This is a genomic window from Clostridium fallax (assembly GCF_900129365.1).
In the GTDB taxonomy this organism is placed as follows: domain Bacteria; phylum Bacillota; class Clostridia; order Clostridiales; family Clostridiaceae; genus Clostridium_AH; species Clostridium_AH fallax.
In genome coordinates this window covers 106925-118857 of the sequence record NZ_FQVM01000007.1, presented here as the reverse complement: position 1 = coordinate 118857, position 11933 = coordinate 106925, and the positions used below count along the sequence as shown (strand labels likewise).

At 29.0% G+C, this 11933-nt stretch carries 13 protein-coding genes; all 13 read left to right on the top strand.

Annotated elements, in window-relative coordinates:
• Window positions 1–738: 738 nt before the first annotated feature.
• The gene (locus BUA70_RS05680) at window positions 739–1104 is read left to right on the top strand and encodes a hypothetical protein (protein WP_072894563.1); all 366 of its coding nucleotides are present in this window, start codon (window positions 739–741) and stop codon (window positions 1102–1104) included.
• Window position 1105: 1 nt separating this feature from the next.
• Entirely contained in the window at window positions 1106–1786 is a 681-nt protein-coding gene (locus tag BUA70_RS05675) for a F0F1 ATP synthase subunit A (RefSeq protein ID WP_072894560.1), read from the top strand.
• 26 nt (window positions 1787–1812) lie between these two features.
• Window positions 1813–2034: an ATP synthase F0 subunit C gene (gene atpE / locus BUA70_RS05670; protein WP_072894556.1), complete on the top strand. Its 222-nt coding sequence runs from the start codon at window positions 1813–1815 to the stop codon at window positions 2032–2034.
• A gap of 78 nt (window positions 2035–2112) precedes the next feature.
• Window positions 2113–2595, top strand: a complete 483-nt coding sequence (locus BUA70_RS05665; protein WP_072894552.1) for a F0F1 ATP synthase subunit B — start codon at window positions 2113–2115, stop codon at window positions 2593–2595.
• Window positions 2596–2597: 2 nt separating this feature from the next.
• Entirely contained in the window at window positions 2598–3137 is a 540-nt protein-coding gene (locus tag BUA70_RS05660; protein WP_072894549.1) for a F0F1 ATP synthase subunit delta, read from the top strand.
• A 10-nt stretch (window positions 3138–3147) separates the two neighbouring features.
• On the top strand, window positions 3148–4662 hold the full coding sequence (gene atpA, locus BUA70_RS05655; RefSeq protein ID WP_072894545.1) for a F0F1 ATP synthase subunit alpha: 1515 nt from the start codon (window positions 3148–3150) through the stop codon (window positions 4660–4662).
• Window positions 4663–4701: 39 nt separating this feature from the next.
• Window positions 4702–5556: an ATP synthase F1 subunit gamma gene (atpG, locus tag BUA70_RS05650; protein WP_072894540.1), complete on the top strand. Its 855-nt coding sequence runs from the start codon at window positions 4702–4704 to the stop codon at window positions 5554–5556.
• Window positions 5557–5572: 16 nt separating this feature from the next.
• Window positions 5573–6979, top strand: a complete 1407-nt coding sequence (gene atpD, locus BUA70_RS05645) for a F0F1 ATP synthase subunit beta (RefSeq protein ID WP_072894536.1) — start codon at window positions 5573–5575, stop codon at window positions 6977–6979.
• Between the two features lie 20 nt (window positions 6980–6999).
• Window positions 7000–7404, top strand: a complete 405-nt coding sequence (locus BUA70_RS05640; RefSeq protein ID WP_072894532.1) for a F0F1 ATP synthase subunit epsilon — start codon at window positions 7000–7002, stop codon at window positions 7402–7404.
• Window positions 7405–7653: 249 nt separating this feature from the next.
• On the top strand, window positions 7654–8304 hold the full coding sequence (locus BUA70_RS05635) for a hypothetical protein (RefSeq protein WP_072894529.1): 651 nt from the start codon (window positions 7654–7656) through the stop codon (window positions 8302–8304).
• An 18-nt stretch (window positions 8305–8322) separates the two neighbouring features.
• The gene (gene murA / locus BUA70_RS05630) at window positions 8323–9582 is read left to right on the top strand and encodes a UDP-N-acetylglucosamine 1-carboxyvinyltransferase (RefSeq protein WP_072894526.1); all 1260 of its coding nucleotides are present in this window, start codon (window positions 8323–8325) and stop codon (window positions 9580–9582) included.
• A gap of 135 nt (window positions 9583–9717) precedes the next feature.
• Complete coding sequence (gene spoIID / locus BUA70_RS05625; RefSeq protein WP_242977305.1) at window positions 9718–10791, top strand: stage II sporulation protein D; 1074 nt, start codon at window positions 9718–9720, stop codon at window positions 10789–10791.
• Between the two features lie 274 nt (window positions 10792–11065).
• Window positions 11066–11827 (top strand): M23 family metallopeptidase, encoded by a 762-nt coding sequence (locus BUA70_RS05620; RefSeq protein ID WP_072894514.1) that lies wholly within the window; start codon window positions 11066–11068, stop codon window positions 11825–11827.
• Window positions 11828–11933: the final 106 nt, after the last annotated feature.

Sequence of the window (11933 nt, the reverse complement as noted above, 5' to 3'; positions counted from 1 at the left end):
GTTAATTTTAAGGGTATACTAAGTAAGAATTTAAATCCTAAATAGGAAGTTTTCTATCATTATATTAAAAAATAATATAAAAAATTGAATTTTTATGAATTTAATTATGTAAAATTCAAATGATTTTCAATTAATTACAAAATTTTTACAATAATAATTATAAAAAAGTTTTTCAATGCAATACAAAAAACAACAAAAAATTACAAAAAAATGATTACTATGAAAGTAAAACCATATGAATTATTCAAAAAAATCAATAAGCAATAAAGTAAGTATTACCTTATTATATGGCTAGAGATGCTGAAAATAGAGGTTTCGAGAGTTTTTTTATACTAAGCAGTAAAAAAATCGTTAAATTTTTGCATAAATATAAAAATAAAAATTCAATTGTATATAAATAAGAAAAATATTATTCATTTAAATAAGATTAAATTTAAATGGAATTAAATAAAATACTAAATAAATATGTAGACAAAAATGGTCTGACAACATTTACAAGGATAATTGATATAAATAATATAATTATATGAATTGTATGAAAAATGAATAATGGGATTTCAAACTGTTAAAAATAGTGAAAAAGTGCATATTACGCAGATAAGAGAGGGATTTTATAAAAAAAACAAGATAAATAGCTAAAAAGAGGTTAATGTGATTTTTTTTGAAGAAATTTCAAAGTTTATAAAAAAAATATACGGTACTATAATGTATACATGCTCGAGTTAAGGAGAAAAAACAATGGAAAAATCCATGAAACAACTAGTGTTTGGGGTAACAAAGATCAATTTGATACTAGGAAGTTTAATAACATTAATATTAATGTTATTTCTTAATAAATATACCTCAATTGCATTTTTTGTAGGAATAATTATTTCTTCAATCAATTTTGTGGTAAGTGGCTTTATAACCTATTGGGTAGTAAGTTTTAAAGGAGCACCCTTTTTAATGGGACTTTGCTTTTTAATTAGAATTACTATAATAGCATTAATTGCCCTTCCCTTTTCTAAAAATATTCATTCATTGTTAGCTTATATTTTTGGATTTATCTTTTATTTCGTATCGCTAACATTATATTGGTTTAAAAAAAAGAGAGGAAGTGATTAAGGTGGAACCAGTAGAACCTATTTTTTCCATACCAATAGGTAATCTCACTTTCGATATTACTAGTGGACTTGTAGTTCAGTGGGTAGTAATGATTCTCCTAATATTACTTGCGGTATTTTCTACTAGGAACCTTAAAAAGGTACCAGATAAAAAGCAAACAATAGTAGAAGCTTTTTATGATGCCGTAACTAATGTAGTTAGAAATACAATGGGAGAAGAATATATGAGTTATGTACCTTTTATAGGAACATTAGCAGTATACCTTCTAATATTGAATCTTACTGGATTAGTGGGCGTTCAGCCACCTACTCAAAGTTATAATGTAGCATTAGGCTTAGCTATAATAAGCTTTGTACTAGTTCAAGCAAATGCTATTAAGAAAGTGGGGATTGGAGGCTATTTTGGAGGATTTGCACATCCATCAATTCTTATGTTGCCTTTAAATGTTATTGAAAGAGTTATGTTTTTAGTTTCATTAAGCTTAAGACTTTTCGGTAATATTTTTGCAGCAACAATATTAATTGACTTAATCTATCAAGGATTAGGTAATTTAACATGGTTTGCAGAATTAGGTATCCCAGTACCATTCCATGCATATTTTGATATCTTTGATGGTACGATACAAATGGTCATCTTTTTAATGTTGACAATGATAAATATTAAAACTGTAGCAGAACACTAAAATAAAATTTAAGGAGGCATTTTATTATGGATATGAAAGCGTTAGGTGCTGGAATAGCAGTACTATGTGGACTAGGAGCAGGTATAGGTATAGGTGTTGCAACTGGTAAAGCTTGTGAAGGAGTTTCAAGACAACCAGAGCAAACAGGTAAAATTACAACTACATTACTTATAGGTGCAGGTTTCGCAGAAGCAACAGCTATTTACGGATTACTAGTTTCAATACTATTAATATTCGTTTATAAATAAAATCTAGGTTTTAGATTTTAAGGGTTATTTCAAATAATGATGAGTTATATGACTCCGAAGGGAGGTCAGAGATAGTAAATGGAATCAATAAATTTTTTAACTATACTAGCGGCGATACTTAACTTTATAATTTTATATGCAATATTAAGACATTTCTTTTTTGATAAGGTTAAAAAAGTTGTTAATGACAGACAAGAATCTATCGAAAATAAGCTTCTTGAAGCAGATGAAGATGCAGAAAAAGCTAGAATGATGCTTTTAGAAAATGAAAGAATCTTAAAATCTGCAAAACAAGAAGGTAAAGCAATAAAAGAAAAAGAGAAGAAAAAAGCAGAGAAAATCTATCAAGAGATAGTTGAAGATGCTAATAAAGAAGCTCATGCTATATTAGAAAGATCTAAGGTTGAAATCAATAGAGAAAAGGCTAAGGCTGAAGATGAAGTTAAAAAACAAGCAGTTGATCTTGCATTAATGCTTTCAGCTAAGGCTCTTGAAGAATCCATTGATGAAGAAAAGCATAGAAAGCTTATCAATGATTACATTAGTAAGGTAGGTATTTAAGTATGTATGAATATTTAGACCGTAGGTATGCGCTAGCACTTTATCAAGCGGCTGAAGAAAAAGGCAAAGTAGAAGAATACCTTCAAGATTTAAGAGAAATTTGTGACCTTATTGATAACAACAAGGACTTTTACGAGGTTATTAAACATCCTCAAATAAGTACTAAAAAAAAGAAGAAAACATTCGTTGAGATTTTTAAGGGAAAAATAGATGATGAATTATTATCATTCTTAATCATATTAATAGAAAAAGATAGAATTCTTTATCTAAGAGAAAAGTTAGATCAAATGGAGAAAATTCATTTAGATAGAAATAATACTTTAGTAGCTAATATAAAAAGTGTTATTCCACTAACTGATGAAGAGCTTTCTAAATTAAAATCTAAACTAGAAGCGAAATATGACAAGAAGATAATACTAGAGCAAGAAATCGATAAAAGTATAATAGGTGGACTCTACGTTAGAGTTGGTAATGATGTTATTGATGGAACAATAAAGTCAAAACTTGACGAGATGAAGGCCTTAATGCTTAAGAGAGAATAGAGGTGAAACCATGAATATCAAACCAGAAGAAATTACTTCTATAATCAAAAACGAAATTCAAAAGTATGAGAAGCAAATAAAAACTGTTGACTCAGGTACAATAATTCAAGTTGGTGATGGTGTTGCCAGAGTATACGGACTTGATGAATGTATGGAAGGTGAATTACTTGAATTCCCAAATGATGTTTATGGTATGGCATTAAACCTTGAGCAAGACAATGTCGGATGCGTTTTACTTGGTTCAGAAGAAGGAATCAAGGAAGGAGACATAGTTAAAAGAACTGGTAAGATAGTTGAAGTGCCAGTTGGAGATGCTATGATAGGTAGAGTTGTAGATTCATTAGGTAATCCTATAGACGGTAAAGGTCCAATAGCTAATGATGGATTTAGACCTATAGAAGTTCATGCTCCAAGCATTCTAGAAAGAAGCTCAGTTAATGAACCATTACAAACAGGTATTAAAGCTATTGACTCAATGATTCCAATAGGAAGAGGTCAAAGAGAGCTTATAATAGGGGATAGACAAACAGGTAAGACAGCTATTACTTTAGATACAATAATCAACCAAAAAGGTAAGGATGTTGTATGTATATATGTTGCAATAGGTCAAAAACAATCAACTGTTGCTCATATAGTAAATACTTTAACAGAAATGGGCGCAATGGATTATACAATAGTAGTTGCAGCTACTGCATCAGAAAGTGCTCCATTACAATACATAGCTCCATATGCAGGATGTTCAATGGGTGAATATTTCATGCATAAAGGTAAAAATGTATTAATAGTATATGATGATTTATCAAAGCACGCTGTTGCTTATAGAACAATGTCACTATTATTAAGAAGACCGCCAGGCAGAGAGGCGTATCCTGGAGATGTTTTCTATATTCACTCAAGATTATTAGAAAGAGCTGCAAAGCTTTCTAAAGAAAATGGTGGAGGATCTTTAACAGCTTTACCAATAATAGAAACACTTGCAGGAGACGTTACAGCTTATATCCCAACTAACGTTATATCAATAACAGATGGACAGATATTCCTAGAGTCAGAATTATTCTACGCAGGACAAAGACCAGCAGTTAATGCCGGTATATCAGTATCAAGAGTTGGTGGTAATGCTCAAATTAAAGCAATGAAACAAGTTTCAGGTACTTTAAGACTAGAACTTGCACAATATAGAGAATTAGCAGCATTTGCTCAATTTGGATCAGATCTTGATAAGGATACATTAAGAAGACTTGAAAAAGGTAAGAGAATGGTTGAAGTATTAAAGCAAGACCAATTCGTACCAATGGATGTAGAAAAACAAGTTATGATTCTATACGCTGCAGTTAATGATTTCTTATCAGACATAAGCGTAAATGACATCAAGAGATTCGAAAGAAAATTCTTAGAATTTATGGATACTCATCATAGAGAAGTTGGTAAAGCAATTATAGAACAAAAAGTTCTAACAGATGAAATAAAATCATCTCTTGAAGATGCTCTTGTAGAATTCAAGAAGATGTTCTTAAGTGAAGCATAGCTTTTTATAAGCTATGCAATCTTTTAGGAGGTGGAATGTATGGCAGGCGCTGGACTTATTGAAATAAAACGTAGAATTAAGTCTGTTACAAACACTAGAAAAATAACAAAAGCCATGGGACTTGTTGCCACTTCTAAATTAAGAAGAGCTAGAATGAATCTTGGTGTTAATAACCAATACTATACTGCTATAGAAAAGGTAGCTAGACAATTATATAGTACATTAGATGATTTTAATAGTAATTACTATATAAAAGGAAATGATTCTGATAAAAAATTGTTTATTGTTATAGCATCTGATTCTGGTTTATGTGGTGGTTATAATTCAAATGTTGCTGTTGGACTATCAAACTATGTTAAAGGCGATAGAGCTAATAGCTTAGTTATGGCAGTAGGTCAAAGAGGTATTTCTTACGTTAAAAAATACGGATTTGAGACAATAGCAGAATACGTTGAAATACCAGATAAGCCAACTATTAAAGAAGCTAAGGTGATTTATGAGCATGCTTTAAGATTATTTAGAGAAGGCGAAGTTGGAGAAGTAAATGTGGTATATACCCGTTTCAATTCACCGGTTTCACAAGAGGTTAAGGTAGAGAGAATGTTACCTATATCTCTTGAAAAGGCAGAAGTTAATCAAGAATATTTAATAGAACCAAAGGCGGATGAAGTAATAGGATCAACCTTTGATGTATATTTAAAAGCAAAATTAATAAATTGTATGCTTCAAGCTAAGACTAGTGAGCAATCTGCAAGAATGACTGCAATGGACGGAGCTAGCAAGAATGCAGATGATTTACTAGATAAGTTACAGACTAAATACAATAGAATAAGACAAAGTGTAATAACTCAAGAAATCTCAGAAATTGTAGGCGGAGCAGAAGCACAAAAATAGTGAGGAGGTATTTTATATGCCTGGTAAGATAGGAAAAGTGGTTCAAGTTATAGGACCAGTAGTTGATATAAAATTTGATACTGATTCACTTCCTAACATATATAATGCTATTCACATAAATATGAATGGGCATACATTAGTAACTGAGGTTGAACAACATATCGGTGATGATATAGTTAGAACAATCTCAATGGAAGCGACAGAAGGATTAACAAGAGGAATGGATGCAGTTGATACAGGAAAACCAATATCAGTTCCTGTAGGTGAATGCGTTTTAGGAAGACTTTTCAATGTATTAGGAAAAACAGTTGATACAAAGGATTCATCAAGCTTAGATGCTAATGAATACTATCCAATACATAGACCAGCACCAACTTTTGAAGAGCAATCAGTTGAACCAGAAATGTTTGAAACTGGTATAAAGGTTATAGACCTTATAGCTCCATATCAAAAAGGTGGAAAAATAGGTTTATTCGGTGGAGCTGGAGTTGGAAAGACAGTTCTTATACAAGAACTTATAAATAATATAGTTAAGCAACATGGTGGATTATCAGTATTCACAGGTGTTGGAGAAAGATCAAGAGAAGGTAATGACCTTTATTATGAAATGAAAGAATCAGGAGTTTTAGAGAAAACTGCCTTAGTATTCGGTCAAATGAATGAGCCACCTGGTGCAAGAATGAGAGTTGCTTTAACAGGTCTTACAATGGCAGAATACTTTAGAGATAAAGGTCAAGATGTATTATTATTTATAGATAATATATTCAGATTTACTCAAGCAGGTTCAGAGGTTTCAGCACTTTTAGGAAGAATACCTTCAGCAGTTGGTTATCAACCAACACTTGCAACAGAAATGGGTGCTTTACAGGAGAGAATTACATCAACAAAACATGGTTCAATTACGTCAGTTCAAGCAGTATATGTTCCTGCCGATGACTTAACTGACCCAGCTCCTGCAACAACATTTACCCACTTAGATGCAACAACAGTTCTTTCAAGAAGTATAGCAGAACTTGGTATATATCCTGCTGTTGACCCACTAGATTCTTCATCAAGAATTCTTGATCCAAGAGTAGTTGGTAAAGAGCACTATAAGATAGCTTCTGATGTTAAGCATATATTAGAAAGATATAAAGAACTTCAAGATATAATAGCTATACTAGGTGTAGATGAATTATCAGACGAAGATAAGGTTATAGTTTCAAGAGCAAGAAAGATTCAAAGATTCTTATCACAACCTTTCACTGTTGCAGAGCAATTTACAGGAATGCAAGGTAGATATGTTCCAATAGCAGAAACTATAAGAGGATTTAGAGAAATACTTGAAGGAAAGTATGATGATCTTCCAGAATCAGCATTCCTATTTGTTGGTACAATAGAAGAAGCTGTTGAAAAAGCTAAAAAAATAGCTTCTGAAGAATAGGAAGAAAAGAGGAGATTAGTATGAGTACTTTCACTTTAAAGTTAATAACTCCTAATAAAGAACTTTTTAATGGAAACATAGTTTCATTACAAAGCATGAATGCAGAAGGCGGATTTGAAATATTTGCAAACCACGAAGCTTATTTAACAACAGTGGTTCCAACAATGACAAAGTTTGTTGAAGAAAATGGAACAGAGCATAAGCTGTTTACTTCAACAGGAGTTATAGATTTTAATAAAAACGAATTAACTTTCTGTTGTGATGCTGCTGAATGGCCAGAAGATATCAATATTGATAGAGCTAAAGAGGCTAAGGAAAGAGCAGAAAAAAGATTGAAAAGTGATAAAGACATAGATGTTAAAAGGGCTAAGCTAGCATTAGCTAGAGCATTAGCTAGAATAGACATTGGAAGTGACTTTAATTAAATGAAAGAATTTTAAGGAAGATGAATAAATCGTCTTTCTTAGGATTCTTTTTTTTTTTTTTGCTTTAATATAATACATAAAATCCACTATATAGATAAAGTTTATTTTTAAAGTATATTAAATTTTCACATTTTCAAGAAAAAAAAATATATTAATAGTATAATTAAATAATTTGTAAAAGATTAATAGTATAAAAAAATAAAATTTGACAATAATTAAGAAATAAAAGGTAAAGGATGGAAATATAAAATGAGAAGAAATTATATATGTTTACTATCTATTATTTTATTTTTATTAATTATATGTCAAAATGTTAAGGCTTTTGATGATAGTATTTTTTTACAACAATTAATAACTTGTGAAAGCTCAATAGTGGAAAGTGGGGTTAAACTTCAATATGAAGTGGCTAATAACTTTATAAAAGAAAAAGAAAGAATAGAAAAAATTTTTAATTTAGATAAAAATATTATAAATAAAAATGATGATAAATCCTTTATGCTAAAATGGGAAAATAATGAGGATAAATACCTTATTAAAGGAAATAAAATAAATGATAATAGCAGTTTTATTGATATAGAGTTAATATCTACTAAAAAAACTAACAATGTTAAACAATTAAAAAATAAATTGCAAAAAGTACAAAATAATTTAACTTCTGAAGAAAAATATTTTACATTTCTAAAGGAGAAAATAAATATAGGGTTGCAAGATAAGAAAAATAGCATATATAACCTATTAAAAAGTAAAAAGATAAAAAATATAGAAGAAATACCAATTCATAATGGAATAACTTCAATTGTACATTTTAATGATGATAGCAAATTAAACTATTCTTTATGTACCTATGATACAGGAAATTACTTAATAGTTGGTACACCAATTATTTTTATAACATACTAAGATTTTATGGAGGATAATATGGAAAAAATAAGAGTTAAAGGTGGTAAAGAACTAAAAGGAAAAGTTCAAGTAAGTTCAGCAAAAAACTCAGTATTACCTATAATTGCATCATGTATATTAAGTGATGAAAATATAATAATAAATAATCTTCCATTATTAGAAGATGTTTATGTTATATGTGAAGTTTTAAATCAATTAGGATGTAGTGTAAATATAAATAAAAATTCAAAAGAACTTATAATTAATTCATCAAATATAAACCCAATTAATGTTAATAATGATTTAATAAAAAAAATGAGAGCATCTTTTCTAATTATGGGACCTATGTTATCGAGATTTGGTAAATGTAAAATATCATTACCAGGAGGATGTAATATAGGATCAAGACCTATAGATTTACATTTAAAGGGATTTAAAGCATTAGGTGTTGATTATAGTATTGGTCATGGATTTGTAGAAGCTAAGACTAAAAGACTTATAGGAAATAGAATTTATTTAGATTTTCCATCAGTAGGTGCTACAGAAAACTTAATGATGGCAGCAGTTTTAGCTAAGGGAACAACTATTATTGAAAATGCAGCAGAAGAACCTGAAATAATTGATTTAGCCAATTTTCTAAATTCAATGGGTGCTAAAATAAATGGAGCTGGTAATGGCAAAATAATTATAGAAGGAGTAGATTCTTTAGTAGGAACTAAACATACTCCTATAGGTGATAGAATAGAGGCTGGTACATTTATGATAGCAGCTGCTATGACTAATAGTAAAATAGAAATTTTAGGCTGTAATGAAGAATATTTAAGACCAGTTATAGAAAAACTTAAAGAAGCAGGAGTTATTTTTAAATTTAGTGAAAATGGTGAAAAAATTTTAATAGATGGAACAGGGAAGAAGAATTCTATAAGTATAAAAACAATGCCTTATCCAGGATTCCCAACAGATATGCAATCTCAAATGATGGCTTTGTGTACTATAATAGAAGGTGCTAGTGTAATTACAGAGACAGTTTTTGAGAATAGATTTATGCATGTTCCAGAATTATTAAGAATGGGAGCAAATATAAAAATAGATCAAAGAACAGCTCTAATAGAAGGTGTTCCTAAAATTACAGGATGTGAAGTTAAAGCTACAGATCTAAGAGCTGGTGCAGCTATGATATTAGCAGGGTTAGTTGCATATGGGGAAACTGAAATCACAGATATATATCATATAGATAGAGGATATTTTAATATAGAAGAAAAATTAAAATCATTAGGTGCTGAGATAGAGAGAATTTAATATATGTTATATAAAAAGACTCCAAAATAAAAATCCAATTAATCAATTAATTGATTAATTGGATTTTTATTTTTTCTTCTTAATTTAAATAAATTAGCATATAAATTAATGTAAAAATTAGATTTTGGAGGAGAAATGAGAAATAGAAATTATTTTCAAAATTTTTTTAAATCTATAAAAAGTACTATTTATAAAATAAGAGAAAACATGAAAAAAGGTAATGTATTAATATATTATCTTATTTTTATAATATGTTTTTTAATGATTTCCCCTATAGCAATTTATATATTTCTAGGAAGAGATAAAAAAGATAGCAGTCATATTGAGTATTCTTTACAAGATTCTTCTATTACTAAAAGTGACATTAAAATAAAGTTATATAATACAAAGGAAGATAAAATTGAGGAGATACCTTTAGAAGAATACATTTGTGGTGTTGTAGCATCAGAAATGCCAGCTAGTTTTCATATAGAAGCTTTAAAAGCACAAGCTGTAGCTGCTAGAACTTTTGTTATGGCAAAAATAAAAAATAAATGCAATAAAGCTAAAGGAGCACAAATTTGTGATACAACTCATTGTCAGGTTTATTTAAATGAGAAAGATAAAAAAGAATCTTGGGGAAGTAAAGCAAATGATAATTGGAATAAAATTGTACAAGCGATTAACGATACTAAGGGCAAAGTATTAACATATAAGGGAGAATTAGTTGTAAATCCTCAATTTTTTGCTACTAGTTCAGGAAAAACAGAAAGTAGTAAAGATGTTTTTGCAAGCAGTATACCTTATTTACAGTCAGTAGATAGTCCAGGAGAAGAAGTTGCACCTAAATTTAAATCAACGAAGGATGTAACCTATAAAGAATTTGTAAATAAGATTAATTCTACTTATGGTAATGGAAAAATGAACTTAAATAATGTAAAATCCCAAATAAAAATACTAGATAGAACAGATTCTGGAATGGTAAAGGAAATACAATTAGGAAAAGTAAAAATTAAAGGAACAGATTTTAGAAATCTTTTTAATTTAAATTCTGCAAATTTTAAATTAGAATTTAAAAAAAATAGTATAGCAATAAATTGTTTAGGTTATGGTCATGGTGTGGGAATGAGCCAATGGGGAGCTAATTCTATGGCTAAAAGTGGAGAAAGTTATGATAAGATTCTTATGCATTATTATACAGGGGTAAAAATAAAAAATATAAATAAATAATTATTTACTAAAATCATATTAATAACAGTATTATATTAAAACATATAAGTTTTAAATAAAAATATCCTCTTTAAAATTAATTTTAAAGAGGATATTTTTTTTGCATTCATAAGAATTTACGAATCATGAAAGCAAAAAACGACATTGATAGTCATTATAATGTAGAAAAATATACATAATTATCAGGAAATGTTGATAAATTTTTCATGGAAATATTGGAATACAATGTATTTTTTTATTATAAAAGGACAGACTACAAAAAGGAGGTGTTCATATGGAAAATAAATTTAGTAAGTTTAAAAACTTTATTAAAAAGGAGGGCTTCTACGTAATATTATTTGTTTGTTTATGTGTAGTTGCAGTAGCTGCAGCTTTTACAATTAGAAACATAAATAACAAAAACTTAGCATCTGCAGAAAAAGAAAAGACTATTGTATCAGTAAATGATAAAGAAAATGCTAAAGAGGAAAATTTAGAAGAATCAGTAACTCAAAAGCCAAATGCAGAGCAAGTTAAAAATAATGATGAAAAAGAAAATAATGTTACAGTGCCTGAGTCTAAAACAGTTGCAAATACTGCAAATATAAAATTTTCAAATCCAATAGAAAATGGTGCTATAGTTAGAGAATTTTCAGATAAACCTGTATATAGCGATACTTTAGAGCAATGGGTAGTTGATAAAGGTGTATCTATAAAAGCAGAAAAAGGAAACCCAGTATTAGCAGCTGCAGAAGGAAAAGTTGTTGAATCAGGAGAAGGGGATGGATATTTAGGAAACTATGTTAAAATAGCACATCCAAATGGATTATATACAGTATATTCAAATCTTGATTCAGAAGGATTAGCGAAAAAAGATACAGTGGTAAAAGCTAAACAACAAATAGGAAAAGTAGGAACTAGTGCTGCAAACTATAAGTTTGAAAAGTATGGTGATCATTTAGGATTACAAATGATTAAAAATTCACCAGATAATAAAGAAATAGAACAAATAAACCCAAGTAAATATATAAAATTTAGCAATTCATCAAAAAAATAATTTTATTTAATAGTTAGCCATTTTCTTTTAAGAAAGTGGCTAACTATTAGAAAAATGGTTATTTTAGAATAAATATTAGCATATTTATAAGTATAGCTAAATAAGG